This is a genomic window from Mumia flava (genome assembly GCF_002797495.1).
Taxonomy (GTDB): domain Bacteria; phylum Actinomycetota; class Actinomycetes; order Propionibacteriales; family Nocardioidaceae; genus Mumia; species Mumia flava.
The window spans coordinates 369,770-388,754 of record NZ_PGEZ01000002.1; the positions used below are offsets into that span (position 1 = coordinate 369,770).

The 18,985-nt window shown below is 72.9% G+C and carries 16 protein-coding genes; 12 read left to right on the plus strand and 4 right to left on the minus strand.

Annotated features, from left to right (window positions below; all coding sequences use genetic code 11):
- Positions 1–20: 20 nt before the first annotated feature.
- The 4 genes from CLV56_RS15905 to CLV56_RS15920 all read left to right on the plus strand — a co-directional run bounded on the left by CLV56_RS15905 (position 21) and on the right by CLV56_RS15920 (position 5,559).
- Positions 21–992, plus strand: a complete 972-nt coding sequence (locus CLV56_RS15905; protein WP_039356500.1) for a LacI family DNA-binding transcriptional regulator — start codon at positions 21–23, stop codon at positions 990–992.
- A gap of 99 nt (positions 993–1,091) precedes the next feature.
- Positions 1,092–2,618 (plus strand): FGGY-family carbohydrate kinase, encoded by a 1,527-nt coding sequence (locus tag CLV56_RS15910; protein ID WP_039356502.1) that lies wholly within the window; start codon positions 1,092–1,094, stop codon positions 2,616–2,618.
- Positions 2,615–4,255 (plus strand): fucose isomerase, encoded by a 1,641-nt coding sequence (locus CLV56_RS15915; RefSeq protein WP_039356504.1) that lies wholly within the window; start codon positions 2,615–2,617, stop codon positions 4,253–4,255. Before CLV56_RS15910 ends, CLV56_RS15915 begins: the two co-directional genes overlap by 4 nt.
- A gap of 110 nt (positions 4,256–4,365) precedes the next feature.
- On the plus strand, positions 4,366–5,559 hold the full coding sequence (locus tag CLV56_RS15920; RefSeq protein ID WP_039356506.1) for a heparan-alpha-glucosaminide N-acetyltransferase domain-containing protein: 1,194 nt from the start codon (positions 4,366–4,368) through the stop codon (positions 5,557–5,559).
- Positions 5,560–5,561: 2 nt separating this feature from the next.
- On the opposite strand, the gene CLV56_RS15925 is transcribed toward CLV56_RS15920, so the two are convergent.
- Both CLV56_RS15925 and CLV56_RS15930 read right to left on the minus strand, forming a co-directional pair.
- Positions 5,562–6,374 carry a hypothetical protein gene (locus CLV56_RS15925; protein WP_039356509.1) on the minus strand — a complete coding sequence of 271 codons (813 nt, stop codon included), beginning with the start codon at positions 6,372–6,374 and terminating at the stop codon, positions 5,562–5,564.
- Positions 6,375–6,480: 106 nt separating this feature from the next.
- Entirely contained in the window at positions 6,481–6,759 is a 279-nt protein-coding gene (locus tag CLV56_RS15930; protein WP_039356512.1) for a hypothetical protein, read from the minus strand.
- A gap of 167 nt (positions 6,760–6,926) precedes the next feature.
- Here CLV56_RS15930 and CLV56_RS15935 point away from each other — a divergent pair, with 167 nt between their 5' ends.
- Complete coding sequence (locus CLV56_RS15935; RefSeq protein ID WP_157805190.1) at positions 6,927–7,442, plus strand: thioesterase family protein; 516 nt, start codon at positions 6,927–6,929, stop codon at positions 7,440–7,442.
- A 37-nt stretch (positions 7,443–7,479) separates the two neighbouring features.
- Positions 7,480–8,694 carry a hypothetical protein gene (locus CLV56_RS15940; RefSeq protein ID WP_039356514.1) on the plus strand — a complete coding sequence of 405 codons (1,215 nt, stop codon included), beginning with the start codon at positions 7,480–7,482 and terminating at the stop codon, positions 8,692–8,694.
- Positions 8,695–8,719: 25 nt separating this feature from the next.
- Here CLV56_RS15940 and CLV56_RS15945 read toward each other — a convergent pair whose 3' ends face one another.
- Entirely contained in the window at positions 8,720–10,615 is a 1,896-nt protein-coding gene (locus tag CLV56_RS15945) for a siderophore-interacting protein (RefSeq protein WP_039356518.1), read from the minus strand.
- Positions 10,616–10,793: 178 nt separating this feature from the next.
- On the opposite strand from CLV56_RS15945, the gene CLV56_RS15950 reads away from it, so the two are divergent.
- Genes CLV56_RS15950 through CLV56_RS15960 form a run of 3 tightly spaced genes read left to right on the plus strand, consistent with a single transcriptional unit; the run spans position 10,794 to position 14,902 of the window.
- Positions 10,794–12,461, plus strand: a complete 1,668-nt coding sequence (locus CLV56_RS15950) for an ATP-binding cassette domain-containing protein (protein WP_039356521.1) — start codon at positions 10,794–10,796, stop codon at positions 12,459–12,461.
- Positions 12,454–14,151: an ABC transporter ATP-binding protein gene (locus CLV56_RS15955; RefSeq protein ID WP_039356522.1), complete on the plus strand. Its 1,698-nt coding sequence runs from the start codon at positions 12,454–12,456 to the stop codon at positions 14,149–14,151. Before CLV56_RS15950 ends, CLV56_RS15955 begins: the two co-directional genes overlap by 8 nt.
- 34 nt (positions 14,152–14,185) lie before the next feature.
- Positions 14,186–14,902 carry a helix-turn-helix transcriptional regulator gene (locus tag CLV56_RS15960; protein WP_100415264.1) on the plus strand — a complete coding sequence of 239 codons (717 nt, stop codon included), beginning with the start codon at positions 14,186–14,188 and terminating at the stop codon, positions 14,900–14,902.
- 65 nt (positions 14,903–14,967) lie between these two features.
- Here CLV56_RS15960 and CLV56_RS15965 read toward each other — a convergent pair whose 3' ends face one another.
- Positions 14,968–15,939, minus strand: coding sequence for an ABC transporter substrate-binding protein (locus CLV56_RS15965; protein ID WP_039356525.1), 972 nt, complete (start codon positions 15,937–15,939; stop codon positions 14,968–14,970).
- 62 nt (positions 15,940–16,001) lie between these two features.
- Here CLV56_RS15965 and CLV56_RS15970 point away from each other — a divergent pair, with 62 nt between their 5' ends.
- From CLV56_RS15970 to CLV56_RS15980, 3 genes are read left to right on the plus strand one after another with little or no spacing between them, the layout of a single operon-like run.
- On the plus strand, positions 16,002–17,030 hold the full coding sequence (locus CLV56_RS15970; protein WP_039356529.1) for a FecCD family ABC transporter permease: 1,029 nt from the start codon (positions 16,002–16,004) through the stop codon (positions 17,028–17,030).
- Entirely contained in the window at positions 17,027–18,100 is a 1,074-nt protein-coding gene (locus tag CLV56_RS15975) for a FecCD family ABC transporter permease (RefSeq protein ID WP_039356532.1), read from the plus strand. Before CLV56_RS15970 ends, CLV56_RS15975 begins: the two co-directional genes overlap by 4 nt.
- A complete protein-coding gene (locus tag CLV56_RS15980) occupies positions 18,093–18,899 on the plus strand; it encodes an ABC transporter ATP-binding protein (protein WP_039356535.1) in 807 nt (268 codons plus the stop codon). The genes CLV56_RS15975 and CLV56_RS15980 overlap by 8 nt, the downstream gene beginning before the upstream one ends.
- Positions 18,900–18,985: the final 86 nt, after the last annotated feature.

Sequence of the window (18,985 nt, forward strand, 5' to 3'; positions counted from 1 at the left end):
CCCCGTACGGTGAGTCCGTCATGGCGACGATCTACGAGGTGGCGCAGCGCGCGGGGGTCTCCCCCGCGACGGTCTCGCGCGTGCTCAACGGGATCGCGGTCTCGCCCGCGTACGCCGAGCGCGTGCGCCGCGCCGCCGAGGAGCTGGACTTCCAGCCGGACCGCGCCGCCCGGCGACTGCGCCGCCGTACGTCGGAGGTGATCGCGCTGATCATCCCCGACGTCGAGAACCCGTTCTTCACCGCGCTCGCCCGCGGCGCCGAGGACCGCGCGAGCGAGGCCGGGCTGTCGCTCGTGCTCTGCAACACCGACGAGCAGGAGGCGAAGGAGACCCGCTACCTCAAGGTCGCGCTCTCGGAGCGGATGGCGGGGGTGATCCTCGCGCCGTCGAGCCACCACCCCGACCTCGACGCGCTCGTGTCCCGCGGCACGCCGGTGGTCGCCGTCGACCGTGGGGCGCACGGCTACGACCTCGACTCCGTCGTGATGGACGACGTCGCGATCGGGCGCGCCGGGACCGAGCGGCTGTACGCGTCGGGGCACCGCCGGGTCGCGTGCATCACCGGGCCCGTGGACGTCGACACGGCGGACCAGCGTGCGGACGGGTGGTGCGAGGTGTTCGCCGCGCACCACCCGGGGGCGGACCCGCAGAGCATGCTGGTCCGTGCGGACTACCGCGTCGACGGAGGTCGGCGCGGCATGGAGCGGCTGCTCGGCCTCCCCGAACCGCCGGACGCCGTCCTGGTCGCCAACAACCTGATGGGAGTCGGGGCGATGCGGGCGCTCGATGCGCACCCGGGGGGCGACGACGTCGACCTGGTCGTCGTCGGGGACCTGCCGTTCGGGCTGTGGCCGCGTCCCGGGAGCGTCGTGCTGCCGCTGCCGGCCCGCGAGCTCGGGACGCGGGCGGCCGACCGGCTGATCGCCCGGATCGGCGGCGACCAGCAGGACGCGCACCGCATCGTCGTCCCGGTCGAGCCATCTCACCGCTGAGCCGCCACACCCTGCCGGCGGTCGGTACGAGACCACCCGATAAGAGCCGAGAAAGGACGCGATCTTGACGCAGAAATCGATTTCTGAGACGGTCACGGCATGACGCAGGCCACACTCGGCGTCGACATCGGCACCTCGAGCAGCAAGGGCGTCCTCGTCGATCGCGACGGGCGCATCCTCGCCACGGCGACCCGCGAGCACGCCGTCGACCGACCGCGGGTCGGACACGTCGAGATGGACGGCGAGGTCTGGTGGGACGAGGCGGTCGCGATCGTCCGCGACCTGCTCTCCGCCGCTCCGGACGCGAGCGTCGAGAGTGTCGGCGTGAGCGGGATGGGTCCGTGCGTGCTGCTGGCCGACGAGCACGACGTGCCGGTCCGTCCGGCGATCCTCTACGGCGTCGACACCCGCGCGAGCGCGCAGATCGCGCGCCTCGACGACGAGCTGGGCGCCGACGCCGTCCTCCGCCGGGGCGGCTCGGCCCTCACCTCGCAGGCTGCGGGCCCGAAGATCGCCTGGGTCGCCGAGCACGAGCCCGAGGCGTACGCCCGGGCGCGCCGGCTGTTCATGCCGAGCTCGTGGCTGGTCCGGCGACTCACCGGCGCGTACGTGCTCGACCACCACTCCGCGAGCCAGGCGAGTCCGCTGTACGACACCGACGCGCTCGCGTGGCACGAGCCGTGGGCGCACCACGTCGCCCCCGGGATCGCGCTCCCCCGGCTCGTGTGGCCGTCCGACGTCGTCGGCACCGTCTCGCCGGAGGCGAGCGCGGCGACCGGCCTGCCCGCGGGGGTGCCGGTCGTCGCCGGGACGATCGACGCGTGGTCGGAGGCGGTGAGCGTGGACGCGCAGAACGTCGGCGACCTCATGCTGATGTACGGCACGACGATGTTCCTGATCAACACCCTCGCCGACCGCGTCACGACGCCGTCGATGTGGGGGCCGGTCGGCGCGTTCCCCGGCACCCGGTGCCTCGCCGGCGGCATGGCGACGTCCGGGGCGATCACGAGCTGGCTGCGCGACCTCGTCGGCGGCACGCCGTACCCGCAGCTCGTCGCGGAGGCGGAGGCGTCCGGGCTGGGCGCGCACGGGCTGCTGATGCTGCCCTACTTCGCCGGCGAGCGGACCCCGATCCTCGACCCCGACGCGCGCGGGCTCGTCGCCGGGCTCACGCTCTCCCACACCCGCGGGGACCTATACCGCGCCGCGCTGGAGGCGACCGCCTACGGCGTCCGGCACAACGTCGAGACCATCCTCGACGCCGGCGGGGACGTCCGTCGCGTCGTCGCCGTCGGGGGCGGGACGCAGGGCGCTCTGTGGACGCAGATCGTCACCGACGTCACCGGACTGGACCAGGTCGTGCCGCGGCAGACGATCGGCGCCTCGTACGGGGCCGCCTACCTCGCCGCCTGCGCCACCGGCGAGGCCGACATCGCGACGTGGAACCCGCCGGAGACCGTGCTGCGCCCCGACCCTGCACGACACGAGGAGTACTCGACGCTCTTCGCGCTGTACCGCGACGCGTACCCCGCGACCCGTGAGCTGACCCACCGTCTCGCCGACCGCCAGCGCACGAGCGACCAGCGCCCGAACGACCGGCGCACCACCGAGAAGGGAACCGCATGAACGCCTACACCCTGCCCGAGACCACCGAGCCCGCGGTCGCCGCACCCGACACGCTCTACGTCGTCGCGTCCGGTGACCTGCGGCTGTCGGCGAACGTCGCGGGCTGGCCGACCCAGCAGAAGCTCGAGGCGGACTTCGCCGACGCGGTCGCCGCGCACGGGTGGACGGTGCAGCGGGCGCACGGAGTCGATCCCGAGACCGGCCACGGGTTCATCGACAGTCAGCGCCGCGGCCTCGAGGTGTTCGCGGACGTGCCGCCGGACGCCCCGGTCGTCGTCGTGGACGCGGTCTGGCAGTACAGCCACCACGTGCTCGCCGGCCTGCGCACCCACCGTGGTCCGATCCTCGTCGTCGCGAACTGGGCGGGCGACTTCCCCGGGCTCGTCGGGCTGCTCAACCTCACGGCCAGCCTGACCAAGGCCGGCGTCGCCTACTCGGCGCTGTGGAGCGAGGACTTCACCGACGACTGGGCACGCACGAGGCTCGGCGAGTGGCTGCGCACGGGGACGATCGAGCACGACGCGAGCCACGTCCACGCGCTCCCCGCCCTGGACGAGGATGCCGACGAGGTGGTGCTCGGGCGCGCGCTGGCACGGCAGCTGCAGCGCGAGAAGGCGATCATCGGCGTCTTCGACGAGGGCTGCATGGGGATGTACAACGCGATCATCGACGACGAGCTCCTCAACCCGCTCGGCATCTACAAGGAGCGGCTCTCGCAGAGCGCGCTGGTCGCCGAGATGCACCGCGTCAGCGCCGACGAGCGCGCGGCCGTACGGGCCTGGCTGGACGACGCCGGCCTCACGTTCCACTTCGGCAGCGACCCCGCGACCGAGCTGACCGAGGACCAGGTCGACAGCCAGCTCGCGATGTACGTCGCGGCGCTGCGGATCTCCGACGACTTCGGCCTCGACGCGGTCGGGATCCAGTACCAGCAGGGCCTGAAGGACGTGGTGCCGGCGAGCGACCTGGCCGAAGGTCTGCTCAATAACGTCGCGCGCCCGCCCGTACGGTCGCGCGACGGCGCGCGCGAGCTGTACGCGGGCGCACCGCTGCCCCACTTCAACGAGGTCGACGAGGGGGTCGCCGTCGACGCGCTCGTCACGAACCGGATCTGGACCGCGATGGGTCTCGACCCCGCGACCACGCTGCACGACATCCGGTGGGGCGACGCGTACGACGGGGAGTTCGTGTGGGTCTTCGAGATCTCCGGGTCCGTCCCGGCGTCTCACCACGGCGGCTACGCGTCCTCGTACTCGATGCGCCAGCCTCCGATGTTCTTCCCGCTCGGCGGTGGGACGCTGAGCGGGGTGTCGAAGCCGGGCGAGATCGTGTGGAGCCGCGTGTACATCGCGGACGGCTCCCTGCACGTCGACCTCGGTCGTGCGCACGTGGCCGACCTGCCGACGGAGGAGACCCAGCGCCGGCTGGACGCGACCGACCGGCAGTGGCCGATCATGCACGCGGTCCTGCACGGCGTCTCGCGCGACCAGATGATGGCGCGGCACAAGGCGAACCACGTCCAGGTCGTCTACGCCCCGGACGCCGAGACCGCGGACCGCGGGCTGCTCGCCAAGGCCGCGCTGTTCGACGCCCTGGGGCTTCAGGTGCACCTCTGCGGCGACACCGCCCTGACCTGACCTCCCGGGCGACCCGGTCGCGACCCCGCTCTCCTCGCGGGTGCGGTTTCGGGTGCCTGGCACGATGGCACCACCGCATTCTCCGCGCGCGGATGTGAGGGGGCGGCGCGATGACCGACACGAACGAGAGCCTGGTTCCGGGTCGCTCGACCGTGCTCTCCGGTGGCCGGCTCCTCGCGATCGACGCCGCGCGGGCGGTCGCGCTCGTCGGGATGATGGGGACGCACCTCGAGCCGGGCCGTGAGGCCGACGGCGGTGTCGGCCTCGCGCACCTGCTCGCGAGCGGACGGGCATCAGCGCTGTTCGCCGTGCTGGCCGGCGTGAGCATCGCGCTCGCCAGCGGGGGACGTACGCCTCCGCGCGGGGAGTCGTGGACGGTCGCCGCCGCCGGGACGTCCGCGCGGGCGGCGGTGGTGTTCACGGTCGGTCTCGCGCTCGGCGAGCTCGACTCGGGCCTCGCGGTGATCCTCTGCTACTACGGCCTGCTCTTCGTGGTCGCGGTCCCTTTCCTGCCGTTGCGCGCCGGCTGGCTGATCGGGCTCGGGCTGGCCTCCGCCGCGCTCGCACCCGTCCTGAGCCAGTGGCTGCGCGAGAGCGCCACCGCTCCCCTAGCGTTCGGCGTGCCCACGTTCGGATCGATGCTCGTCGACCCGGCGGACACGTTCACGAACCTCGTGCTGACCGGCTACTACCCCGTCCTCACGTGGACCGCCTACCTGCTGGTCGGGATGGGAATCGGCCGACTCCCGCTGCGCCGCCTCGCGGTCGCCGTGTGGATGACGGCCGTCGGGACCGTCGTCGCCGCGGCAGCCTGGGTCGGATCGGTCCGGTGGCTCGACGCCGGCGGGCTCAGCGCGCTCGAGGCTGCGGGCACCGGCGGGCACGCCGCGACCGGGCCGATCGACGCCGACGTGCTGCACGTCGGGTTCTACGGGACCACCCCGACGACCTCGTGGTCCTGGCTCGGCATCGCCTCCCCTCACTCCGGCGCGCCGCCCGACCTCCTGCACACCCTCGGCACCGCGGTCGCGGTGATCGGCGTGATGCTGCTGCTGGAGCACGCGATCGGCCGGGTGCTGTGGCCGGTCGCGGCGATCGGGAGCATGACGTTCACCCTCTACTCGCTGCACGTCGTGCTGGTGGCGACGCTGCTGCCGCGGGCGGTCGACGACGCGCTGCTCCTCCACGTCGCGATCGCGGCGGCGGTCGCGATCCCGTGGCGCCGCTGGGTGGGCCGCGGTCCGTTGGAGGCCCTGGCCGCCAGAGCGGCCTGGGCTGCACGTGAGGAGGTCGCCCGGCCCTAGCCTCAGCCGTCACCCGGTGGGGCGAAGGTGACGCAGGCGTTCTGCCACTCCTCGACGAAGTTCTCGGCCTCCTTCAGGACGGCCGGGTCGGACTGGACGTAGAACGCGCGGTTCCCGGCGCAGTCGCGCGGGAGCGTCCCGGTGTTCGCGGTCGCGACGAAGGCGTCGAACGCCCCGTCGGGCAGCGGCGCCTCGAACTGCTCGGCGACGATCCCGTCCGGGTCCGGTCCGGTCGTCGCGAAGTAGATCCGGACCGGGTCCCCGCCGTCGGACGGCACCCCGTACACGAGGATCTGGAGACGGTCGGCGGACGCGAGGCCGCTCGTCGCGGCCTCGCCGCGCACGGACCATCCGCCGGCGTCGGTCCGGACGAGGTGGGCGGACAGCGACGGCCGGTCCTTGAGCGTGGAGGAGTACGCGGCGGCGGTGATGCCGGAGCCCATCGCCGCCAGGAAGACCACGATCGCGCCGATCGTCAGGATCGGCTCCCACACGCTGAGCTCGCGCTTCGACCGCTGGTTGATCCGCGGGATCTGCGTCGCGACCACGCCGAGGGCGACGGCGAGGCCGATGCCGATCATCGCGAGAGCGAGACGCCACGGGTCGTTGCGGAGGATCCGCCCGATCCCGCCCGTGTAGCCGCCGACGGCGGTCAGCAGGCCGGTGACGAGGACGAAGCCGGTGGACAGGACCCGCGCCCACTCGGCGGTCGGGTCCTTCGGCGGCTTGGGCTTCTTGGTGGCGGCGCGGCCCGGACCCGACGCCGGCACGGCGACGGTCGTCGGCCGACCGCCCAGAGTCGATGAGATGTTCACGCTGCTCGCCCCCCGACGCTCGCGCGTTTCCCGCACGCTACGCCGCCGGTGGTGTCACCCCGCGTGCCGTTGCGCGGGGTGACCACAGCGCACCCGGTGCGTCCGGCTAGGGCTGCTCCGCGAGGGCGAACTGGACGCCGCCCTGGTCGGTCACCTGGGCGTCGAGCACCTTGTCGTCGAGCATCATCGCGGCCGTCTGGTCGACGTAGACCTTGGCATCGCCCTCGGCGACGACCTGGTCCCCCGGCTCGGCGCCGGTGACCGCTGTGATGGCGAACCCGTCGTCGGTGGGTCCGCTGATCCGCAGACCCGCGTCGGACGACTCCGTCTGGTCGGCCACGAGGGCCGTGACGATCTGGCTTGCGTTCTCAGTGAGGGTGAGCACAACGCTCTCCTTCCATGGCGAACAGGACCTTCCACCGTTCCGGGTCTCGGCGCTTCGTTCAAGTCGAGGTCCGCTGGGCGGGACTCGGCACGGCGCAGCCCGGGAGGACGTCACAGGCCTGTCGCACGCGCTCAGTACGATCAGGGCAACCCTCCGGAAGGAACCCGATGAGCGACCTGCGCCGGCCGACCGTGGCTGACCTCGATGCCCTGCCTCCGGTCGCGGCGCTGACCGCGACCCCGGACCTCGAGGACATGAACGGCCACATGAACGTGCGCCACCACTACACGATCCACATGGACGGGATCGCCGCCGCGTTCGAGGACCGGGCCGGACTCAACCAGAGCTGGATCGACCGGACGGGCGAGAGCGCGTTCAGCGTCGAGCACCACCTCCAGTTCCACAGCGAGGTGCTGATCGGGGACGCCCTGTCGGTCCACCTGCGGACCCTCGGGCGTTCCGACAAGGCGATCCACGCGATGTCGATCCTGCTCGACCGGACGACCGGCAAGGTCGCGAGCACCCTCGAGTTCGTGGAGCTCTACGTCGACCTCACGACCCGTCGACCCACACCGATGCCCGAGGAGCTCGCGAAGCAGTTCGACGACCTCCTCGCCGAGGCGGAGGGCCTGGACTGGGACCTGCCGCGCAGCCACGAGCTCGGGACGTCCAAGCGCCGCTGACCTGCGCAAAGGGCGCGCGACGGCGACACTGGCAGCGATGCCTGGTGATCCCGCCGAACCCGGATCGCGCCGCGTCCCGACGGCGCTCGTCGGCGTGCTCGTCGCCGCTGCGGTGGTCCTGGCGGCCTCGGCCTGCAGCCTCCTGCCGAACGACGAGCCCGTCGCCGAACCGGTCCTGCTGACCGACCAGGAGCTCGCCACCGCCCTGCTGACCGTCGACGAGGTGGGGCCGCAGTACACCGAGACGGAGCCCACCGGAGCGTACGGCGGGCTGGGGGGCTCGGGCTGCCTGACGCGGCTCGACGCGCTCGCGTCCGATGACGACACGGCTCCGGCGGACCGGACGGCGCGGGCGGGCATCGAGTACGCGGCGACACGCGACCTCGGCACGCGGCACATTATCAGTCGGACCGCCTCGTACGGGAGCGCCTCCGCAGCGTCCGAGGCGCTCGGCTCGCTGCGGGACACGTTCGAGGGGTGCGACGAGGTCGACGTGACCGACGACGAGGGGACGCGTGTCGTCGCGACCGTCCGCACCGATGACGATCCCGCGCTCGAGACCGTCGACGAGCAGCTGAACGTCACCGTGGAGGGCGTGGTCGGGCCGGGTGACTTCCCGCTCGTGTTCGGGTTCCGCTACTCGTTCGTCCGCCTGCACAACAACCTCCTCACCGTGGCCGTCGTGGACCTCGGCTCCCCCGCGGAGGGGCCGCACGCCGCGCTGACGCAGACCGCCGTCGTACGCCTCGCGTCGGTGGCGTCCGGGGAGAAGCCGCCGGTCCCCGACGACGGGGACGACACCGCGAACGCGTCCGTCCAGCCTTTGGACGGAGGGATCTACACCTGGGAGTCGGGAGTGTCGATGCGGGTGTCCCTGGTCGACGTCGGCCCTTGGGGTGGGCAGGGGTGCGACGACGGGTGCGAAGGAGCCCGGCCCGACGATCTGCGGGTGGTCCTGCGGTACGCCGTGGCGGTGCCGGCCGACGGCGCCCGGGCGTTCGACCCTGCCGCGTGCCCGGGACCGCTGAAGGCTGCCAGCGCCGAGGATGCCGCCGCACCTCGGCTCGTCAAGACCTCGGACGCACGTCGCCTCGAGACTCCGGTCGCCCCCGGCACCGCCGCGTCCGGCACGGTGGTCTACCTGATCGACCCGGCGTACGCCGACGAGCCGTTCTTCGTCGACTCCACCTGCGGCGATCCCGACGGTCAGGAGCTCGCGTCGTTCGAAGGGACGCTGTCGGGCGAGCGCTGACGGGGGTGCGCCGAGGACGCCCCCGTCACCTGTCCGGCGCGGCGCGCAGCACCCAGAGCCGCATGTCCCATCCCAGCTCCTGTCCGCCACGCGGCGTGACCGGGTGCAGGCCGGCGGCCCCGAACAGCGCCTCGTACGCACTCGGCGTCCGGACGCCCGACCCGAACGCCGACCAGAGCTTCAGGTCGATCTCGGCGTCGTGGTCGTGCGTGGCCTCGTCCGGCTCGAGCACCAGCTCGGCGACGACGAGGTCGGCGTCGCCGAGCTGCTCCTGCAAGGCGCCGAGCAGGTGGGCTGCGTCCGGATCCGCGAGCTGGTCGAGCAGGTGGACGACGAGGACGGCGTCGCCCGCCGCGCCGGTCAGCGGGGCCAGCGGGCTCTGCGCGCGAACGTCGACCCGAGGCCGTACGGAGGCCTCGACCGCAGCCTCTGCTCCCGGCAGGACCGAAGGCAGGTCGACGAGGGTCGCGCGGAGGTTCACGTTCTCGTGCAGCACGGTGCTGACGGTCTCGGGAGCACCTGCGCCGAGCGCGGTGATCTCCCGGTACGTCGACCAGTCGTGGTGGGAGGCGATCGACGGCGACGACCAGGTCGCCGATCCGCCGCGGAACGCGCGGTGCTCGGCGGCCCTCGCCTGGTCGCCGGCCAGCAGGTCTGTCACCAGGCGGCCGGGCGAGCGCGGCGCGGCGGCGCCGGTCCGCAGCACCGTCACCAGGTCGGCCGGCGAGAGCTCGAGCAGCGCTCGGGCACCACCGAGGTCGAGCGCGGCCAGGGTGTCCTCGTCCGCGACGAGCTCGCCGACAGGACCGAGACGGACCGGCGCCGTCCCGGTCGCGGCCGGATCACCGTCGTCGAGGACGACGACGTCGACCGCCGCGAGATAGCGCACGAGTGCTCGCAGCGGCGCGTCGGCCAGCCCGAGCTCGGCCGCGAGGACCTCCACCGGTGCGGGCCCTCGGTCGAGCCGTGCGACGAGGCCGACGGACACCGCGGCCCGGAGCGCGGCCGGCCCCGTGCTGTCGAGGAGACGCGCGAGCTGCGTCGCCGCAGCCGCCTGGGGGTCGTCGACACCGTCGGTGGCCGCGCCCGGCTCGGCCGCCTCCGACCCGACCGTGCGCCGCCAGTAGCCGGTGATGTCGAGGCAGTCGCGCGGGACCGAGCGGTCGTGCTTGAGGTGGGCCCGGATGGGCTTGAGGGTGAGCGCCTCGGCAGCCACCCAGGCGTACACCTCCCCGTCCCACCAGTCCGCGTCGCGGATGGCGCGCTCGAGGAGGTCGGTCGTGCCGGCCGGGGCACCGTGGCGGTGGAGCCAGGTGATCTCGACACCCGGCCCGGCCGTCAGCGGGACCTCGTGCGTGGCGTCCTCGACCTCGACGAACACCTGGGCCCGGCTTCCGGGCGGCAGCTCGTCGAGCAGGCGCCCGATCGCCGGCAGCGCGGTCTCGTCGCCGGCGACGAGGTACCAGTCCACGCCGTCGGGCAGCAGGGCGGACGCCTTCGGGCCGGCGATGTACGCCGGGTCGCCCGGCTGGACGTGCTCCGCCCACCGCGAGGCGAACCCCGACCCGTGCCGGACGAGGTCGAGGTCGAGCTCGCCCGCCTCGGGGTCCCAGCGGCGCGGGGTGTAGTCCTTCGCCGTCGGCCGCCCCGCTGGTGGCCACCAGTCGAGATGACCTTCGACCTGGACCGGTGGGATCGGCCGGTCCTGCCCGGGGCCGGGGACGATCAGCTTGACGTGGTCGTCGAAGCCCTCGTTGCGCAGCGGAGGAACCGCGATCCCGTCGGCGGTCGTGAACGCGCGCAGCTGGTCGCCGGTCAGCGTGATCCGGCGCATCCCGGCCGAGACGTCCTGCACCCTGCTCACCACGAGCTGCCGCACGTTGATCGGGTAGGTCTTGAGCTCTCGGCGGGTGCGGGGCATGCGTCCTCGTCCTGGTCGGGGGCATCGACGTCTCGACGGTAGCCGGGTCCTCCGCGCCGGGTCCAAGCCAGCGTCCGCATCGGCCAACTGTTCGTGCGAAACACGCTGCGCGGTGGATTCGATGGCCTGCACGGACAGTTGGACGCTCGCTGCGCGCAGGGCCGTACGCTCTCGACGCGTGGAAACCTCCTCCGGTCGCGATCTGCTCCGAGCCTGCCTGCGCCGGTCGCGTCGCACGCTCGCAGCCGCGATGGTCTCGTCGTTCGTGCGTCAGCTCGCGTTCCTCGCCCTGCCGTACCTGCTGGGCCGGGCGGTCCAGGAGGTCGTCGCCGACGGACGCACCGATCGGCTCGCGTGGTACGTCGCGGTGCTCGCGACGGTCGTGCTGGTCGAGTTCGCCGGGCTGTGCGGCTGGATGATGTGGTCGAACCTCGCCGAGGCGCGTCTGGCCGCGGGTCTGCGCGAGGACGTCCTCGGCGTCGTCCTGGACACCGACGACGCCGCGCTCGCGACCCGGACCGACGGGTACGGAGACACGCTGTCGCGTGCTGTCGAGGACGTCGACGTGGTCCTCGTGTGGGTGCACGGTCTGGCGACCTGGGTGGTGATCGGGACCACCGTGGTCGTCCTGGTGCCCTCGATCGCCGGGATCGACCCGAGTCTGCTGCTCGTCGCGCTCGGCTGCGCAGCGCTCCTCCTGGTCGTCAACCTCACCCTGCCACCGCGATTCGCCCGTCGCATCGGGGCGTTCGCACAGGCCCAGGCCTCCAGGACGCGCACGGTCGAGGAGCTGACCTCCGCGTACGCGACGCTGCGAGGCGTCGGCGGTGAGGCAGCGCTGGTCCGCAGGCACGACGCCCGCAGCGCGGACGTGACCGAGCGGATCGTCGCCGTCGCCCGGATCCGCTCGCTGTGGGCGGCCAGCGGCGAGGCCGTCCCGTTCGCCGGGATCGCCGTCGGGCTGGCCGTCGGAGGACTGGCCGCGCTGGACGGACGGATGGACGTCGGCCAGCTGACGACCTTCACGCTCTGGATGGGAACGGTGCAGCTGGCGACGAACGCGATCGTCGCCCGACTCGGCGACTTCGGCGCGGCCCGGGTGAGCGCCGAGCGGATCACCGCCGTGCTCGAGCTCGGGCGGCCTCGCGACTCCGCGGGAGCGCCCGCCCCAGGGGCGGCGACCGACCACGCGCCGTCTCTGGCGCTGACCGGCGTCGCCGCCGCCGGAGCGGCCCCGGTCACCTTCACGCTCTCCCCGGGCGACTGGGGCTTGGTGACCGGGCCCACGGGCGTCGGCAAGTCGACGCTGCTGCGCGCGGTCGCCGGCCTCAGCGACCACACCGGCGCAATCCGCTGGTGTGGCGCGGAGGTGGGGAGGATCCCGGTTGCCGAGCGGTTCGAGCAGATCGTGCTCGTGCCGCAGGCCCCGCTGCTGCTGCACGGCACGGTCCGGGACAACCTCCTGCTCGCCGCGGACCCGTCCGCCGGCCCGCCACCGTCGGACGCGCGCCTCCGGGAGGTCTGCCGGACTGCTGCCTTCGACGTCGTCCTCGAGGCGCTCCCCGACGGGCTCGACACCGTCGTCGGCGAACGCGGGTCGACCTTGTCGGGCGGCGAGCGCCAACGGCTCGCCCTGGCGCGGGCGCTGCTCCGCGACACCCCGGTCCTCCTGCTCGACGACGTCACCTCGGCCCTCGACGAGGAGACCGAGCATCTGCTGCTCGACCGGCTGCGCGCGCGGACGGACGACCGGGTCGTCCTCTTCGCCGGCCACCGGCCCGCGGTCCGGAGCCGCGCCGATCACGTGGTCGAGCTCCATCCGACGGAGGTGGTCGCCCGTGGGTGAAGGACGGCGACTCTCGGACCGGCCGGACGAGACCTCCGCGCTCGCCCGGTCGGCGCGGTACCTGCGCGGGCACCGCACGATGCTCGCCGTGTCGACGGTCGTGAACGTGGCCGCTGCCGGGGCGCGTGTCGGGGGGTTCGCACTCGCGGGCGTGGTCACCGACGCGATCCTGGCCGGTGATCGCGCCAGGGTGTGGGAGGCCGCGGCCGTGCTCACCGTGCTCGTCGTCGTGAGCTTCGCCGCGACCTGGTGCGGCACCTACCTCGTCGTACGGGTCGGGGAGGCCGTGGTCCGGGACCTGCGCGAGGACGCCTACCGGAGGGTTGCCGCAGCGCCGCTCCGGTTCCTGGAGAACCACCGCAGCGGCGACCTGGTGCGTCGTCTGACGGGCGAGATCGCCGCGCTCTCCCAGTTCGTCGGCGCGACGCTCCCGGCTCTGGTCAACAGCAGTCTGATGGTGCTCCTGACCGTCGTCCTGCTCGCCGGATACTCCTGGCTCCTCACCCTCGTCCTCGTCGTGCTGGCAGCGCTCGGTGCGGCGCTCCTGGTCCGGCAGTTCCTCGCACGCGCACCCTCCGCCTTCACCGCCGTCGCCGCCGCCGAGGCACAGGTCTCGGCCCGGTTCTCCGAGACGCTGCCCGCGCGGGAGCAGCTGATGGTCCTCGGCGCGCAGGGCCGGCGGCTGGAGACGTTCGCCACGGACAACGACCGGCTTCTGCGAGCGCGCGTCGAACAGCTGCGCGCCCACCTGTGGCTGGTCGCCCTCGGCCCCGTGGGCGGGCTGCTCGTCGTGGTGCTCATCGCTCTCGCGGCCGGCGGGACGGCCGCAGGGTGGCTGAGCGTCGGAGGCGCCGTCGTGTTCCTGCTCGCGGCGCGCAACGCCTTCGGCGACGTACAGGAGCTGGTCGCGCACCTCGGCGACCTCCGCGCCGCCCGTACGCACCTGGCTCGCGTGCTCGACCTGGTCGAGGCCACCGAGCCCGACCCGCTCTGCCCCGATGAGTCCCGGGCGCCCGGCGGCCGCGGACATGGCGTCCTCGAGGCTCGGAAGATCGGGTACGCCTACGGCGGGCGCGACGCCCTCACCGACGTCGATCTCGAGATCCATCCCGGCGAGCGTGTCGCCCTGGTCGGGCGCACCGGGTCGGGCAAGACCACCCTCGGCAAGATCCTCGCGGGGCTCTACCAGCCTGACGTCGGCACGGTCCTGCTCGACGACGCTCCGTTGTCGTCCCTCGGCCCCGACACTCTGAGGAGCCGGGTCGTCCTGATCCCGCAGGAGGTGGTGCTGGTCAGCGGCACGGTCGCGGACAACCTCGCGATGGTGCCGACCGATCTCGGGGCCGACCCGTACGGGCGGATGCACGCCGCGGCGACCTCGCTCGGCCTCGCGTCGTGGCTCGGCGCGTTGAGCGACGGTCTGGACACCCCTGTGGGTGATCACGGCCGGCTCGTGTCGGCCGGCGAGCGCCAGCTCATCGCACTCGTCCGAGCCGCGCTGGTCGACCCCGAAGTGCTGGTGCTGGACGAGGCGACGGCCGACGTCGACCCGGTGACCGCCGCCAGGGTCGAAGACGCGCTCGCTCGCGCCGCGCGCACACGTTCGGTGATCGTGATCGCCCACCGGCCCGACACGGTGCGCCGCGCGGACCGCCGGATCGAGCTCGTCGCGGGGCGCGTGAGCACCTGACGCGCTCGACGTATGGTGAGGCTATCCTTATCCGGTGCTCGCCCCTCACTCGGACCCGGACTTCGGCGCCTGGGGCCACGCCCCGCACGTGCACGACTTCCACCAGCTGCTCTACACGCCGCTGGGGCACGCCGTCATCCAGGCCGGCGACGCGTCCCACCACCTGTCCCGCAGCGTCGCGCTGTGGCTGCCCGCCGGGACGTGGCACAGTGCGCGGTTCGATGCCGACAGCCTGGTGGCCGGGATCGGGTTCGACGCCGACCGCTTCGATCCTCCCGCCGCCGGCCCTGCCCTGGTCCCGGTGTCGGACCACGGGCGCAGTCTGCTCCTCGCACGGCTCCGTACCCAGGCCGACGACACCGCGCCGTCGCCCGAGCTGTACGCGGCGCTCACCGCGAGCACCCTGACGCTCCCCCTCCCGGAGCCACGCTCACCTGCGGCGACCGCGGTCGCAGCGGCACTCGTCGCGGGCCCCGCGGACCGCCGGACAGCAGAGCAGTGGGCGGAGGCTCACTTCGTCAGCTCGACGACGCTCAGGAGAGCGTTCGTCACCGAGACGGGTCTCACGTTCTCGGAGTGGCGGACCCGCGCCAGGCTCAACGCCTCGGTCGAGCTCCTGGCCGGTGGGCAGATGGTCTCGGCCGTCGCACACCGGATCGGGTTCACCAGCGTCAACGGCTTCATCCTCGCGTTCCGACGCCACTTCGGCCAGACACCGAAGGCGTTCGCGGCGCAGCGCCTGCTGGTCTGAGCCCACGGGTCGTCGCGCACGACCCGGGTGCCGGGACGGGAACCGCCCCGGCACCCGGCGTGGCGTCAGGGCTGGTACGCCTCGGCGGCAGCCGTCAGGTCCTCGACCTGGCTGAACGCGCCCGCGAACGTGTAGATCACGCCCGACGTGAGCGGGAAGACGTTCCCCTTCTTCGCGGCGTCCAGGCGCTGGAACGACGCCGAGTCGAGGATCTCCTGGATCCCGGCGGCCGGCTCCCCCTCGAGGGTGGCGTCGTAGAAGATGATGTCCTGGTCGGCCAAGCTGGCGATGTTCTCCATCGAGAGCTCGGTGACGTACCGCTCCGGGTCGTCGGTGTAGTCGGGGTTGTAGCCGAAGCCGGCCGCGTCGAGCCGGCGGTACGACAGCGACTTGCTGGTGTCGACCCAGATCGTGCCGTCGAACGAGCTGAACGACGTCACCTGGAGGTCACCGACGACGTCCCCGTGCTCGGCCGCGATGTCGGCGAGCTGGGCGTCAAGATCGGCGTTCTGCTCCTCGAACGTGGTCGACTTGCCGACGATGTCGGCGACCTTCGGGTAGTTGTCCCACACGTCCGTCGGCTCGGCGATGTTCAGGATGACCGTCGGCGCGATCTCGGAGAGCTCGTCGTAGTCGATCGCGAGGCCGCCGTTGTCCATGCCGATGATCAGGTCGGGGTCCAGCTCGATCACCTTCTCGATGTCGACCCCCTCGAAGGTGCCGACGGTCGGGATGTCGGCGTAGTCCGCGTACAGGTCGGAGCCGAGCTCCTCCTCGAGGAACTCGCCCTCGAGGGAGCCGACCGGCGTGACGCCGATGTCGGCGAGCAGCGATCCGGTGCGCCACAGGGCGACCACGCGCTGCGGGTCGGTGGGCACGCCCTCGACGGTTCCGTTGAAGGTGTCCTCGATCGTTCGGGTGCTGGCTTCGGTCGCCTCGGCCGCGGAATCGTCGTTCGCGTCGTTCGCGCAGGCGGCGAGCGACAGTGCGAGGACGAGGGCGGCGACGAGGGCGAGCAAGCGGTGTGGTCGGGGCACGTGTTCTCCTTGGGTCAGGCCCGGTTTCTCTCGTGGACGTTGGCAAGGCTAACCTCACTTCCATGTCAGTTGCGACCCGGCCTCCGACACGCTCCCGCGGGCGCCGGGTGGCCTCGGTCGCTGCCGGTCTGGTGGTCGCGCTGCTCGTCGCCCTGATGCTCAGCCTGGCGATCGGGAGTCGATCGATCCCCCTGCCCGAGGTGTTCGGTGCGGTCTTCGGCGGCGTCGACTCCGACAACGCGACGGTCGTCACGAGCCAACGCGTACCGCGCACGATCCTCGGGCTCGCGTGCGGCCTCGCGCTCGGCATGGCAGGCGCGGTGATGCAGGGCCACACCCGCAACCCGCTGGCGGACCCGGGTCTCTTCGGCGTCAACGGCGGAGCCAGCTTCGGTGTCGCCCTCCTCGTCTTCACGTTCGGGGTGTCCTCCCCGTCCGCGATCGTGGCGGCAGCCCTCGTCGGCGCCGCCGCCGCATCGATCCTGATCTTCGTGGCAGGACTCGGCTCGCTGCGCGGCTCCGCTCTGGTGACCCTGGCGGTGGTGGGGACGACCACGGCAGCGCTCCTCACAGCTCTGACGACGGCACTGATCCTGCTCGACAAGCAGACCCTCGACGTCCTTCGCTTCTGGGAGGCGGGGTCGCTCGCCGCACCGGACCGGGCCTTGTGGCCGTGGGTGTTCCCGCTCCTGGCCGCAGGGATGGCACTGGCGCTCGTGAACGGGATCGCGCTGCACGAGCTGGCGCTCGGGGAAGAGGTCGCCCAGGCGCTCGGCACGAAGGTCGTCACCGCACGCGTCGTCGGGATCGCCGGCGTGACGTTGCTGTGCGGCGGCGCCACCGCCCTCTGCGGACCGATCGTGTTCCTCGGCCTGGTCGCGCCCCACTTCGTACGGCGGACCTGCGGCCACGACTACCGCTGGCTCGTCCCCCTGGCCGGCCTCGCGGGTGCGGTGCTGCTGCTCCTCTCGGACACGCTCGGACGCGTCGTCAGTCCCCCCGGAGAGCTCGAGGCCGGCATCGTCGTCGCCATCGTCGGGGCGCCGGTCCTGCTCGCCATCACCCGCAGCCGCCGGCTGGTGAGCCTGTGAGCGCGCGTGAGACGGACGCCCGCCGCGCAGCGCGGCCCGGTCTCGGAGTCGGTCCCATCGGGATCCACCTGCGTCGACGCGCGGCCTGGTGTGCGGCCGGCCTGGTCGCTCTGCTCGTCGTTCTGATCGGCTGGTCCACGTTCACGGGCACGATCGACCTCCCGGCGAGCCGGGTGTGGGCGACCCTGACCGGCTCGGGCGACAGCATCGAGGAGCTCGTGGTGCTCGACCACCGCTTCGGTCGGGCTGTGGTCGCGGTGCTGGTCGGCTTCGCCCTCGGGTGCGCCGGCGGGCTGACCCAGTCCATCACGCGCAACCCGATCGCCAGCCCGGACATCCTCGGCGTCACCGCCGGCGCTGCCGCGACCGCCACGCTGATCCTCACCCAGCCGGGTCTGATCGACGACCCGACCCAGGCGTCGAGCATCCTCGCGCCGGCAGCACTCCTCGGTGGCCTCGCGACGACCGGGCTGATCCTGGCCATCGGCTGGCGCGGGGGGTTCTCCGGAGTCCGGCTGATCCTCGTCGGCATCGCCGTCAACGCGCTCGCCGGCGCGGTCACGACCTGGCTGTTGACACGCGCGGAGCTCGACACAGCCGCCGTGGCCGCCCGCTGGCTCGTCGGTTCGCTCGACGCCGCCCGGTACGACGACCTGGCTGTGCTGCTGCCCGTGATCGGACTCGCACTGGGCGCAGTGCTGATCCTGAGCCGCGACGTCGGGGCTCTGCGGCTCGGGCGCGACGTCGCGGGCGCGCTGGGCACCCCGCCCATCCGGACCGAGGCGCTCGCCCTGCTGGTCGCCGTCGGGCTGGCCGCCGTCACCACGGCGTACGTCGGCCCGATCAGCTTCGTCGCCTTCGTCGCGCCGCAGGCGGCGATGCGCTTGTTCGGCACCGCCGGACCGCCTCCGATCGCCGGCGGTCTGCTCGGCGCGGCTCTGTTGCTCGCAGCCGACCTCGTCTCGGCGAACCTCCCGACACCGCTCCCGGTCGGGATCGTCACCGCGGTCGTCGGTGCTCCCTTCCTGCTCTACCTCGTCATCCGGCACACCAGGAGGACCAGTGTCTGACTCGGCGACCACGACCACCACCCGACTCGCGGCCGAGCGCATCACGGCCGGCTACGGGACCCGGACGGTGCTGCGGGACCTGAGCCTGGAGCTCCCGGACGGACAGGTCACGACCATCATCGGACCGAACGGCTGCGGGAAGTCGACGTTCGTCCGTGTGCTGTCCCGGCTGCTGCAGCCCGCCGCCGGCCAGGTCACGCTCGACGGGTCCCCGCTGACGTCCCTGCGCAGCCGTGAGCTGGCGCGGAGACTGTCGATGCTCCCCCAGAACCCGGTCGCCCCCGAAGGCATGACCGTCGCCGACCTCGCGGCACGCGGGCGGCAGCCGCACCAGCCGTGGTACCGCCAGTGGTCGGCGGACGACGAGGCCATCGCCCACCAGGCGATGCAGATGACCGGCGTCGCCGACCTCCGCGAGATCCCGCTCGACGAGCTCTCGGGCGGACAGCGCCAGCGAGCATGGATCGCGATGGTCCTGGCCCAGCAGACCGACCTGATGATCCTCGACGAGCCGACCACGCACCTCGACCTCGCCCACGCGGCGGAGGTCCTCGACGTCGTCGTGGAGCTGCGACGCACCGCCGGCAAGACGGTCGTCCTCGTCCTCCACGACCTCAGCCTGGCCGCGCGCTACAGCGACCACCTCGTCGTGCTCGACGCCGGCCGCGTCGTGACGGCCGGTCCCCCCGCCGAGGTCCTGACGCGCGACATGCTGGCCGACGTGTTCGGGCTGAGCGCGCACGTGTTCCCGGACCCGGTCGACGGCCTGCCGACGGTGGTCCCGGTCGGACACGCGTAGCGCGACGGGGCTCGGACGGAGCGGCAGGCCCCACGGAACGCACGTACGCCAACGTTCACGGTCGCGTCACCCTCGCCTCGCGCCGC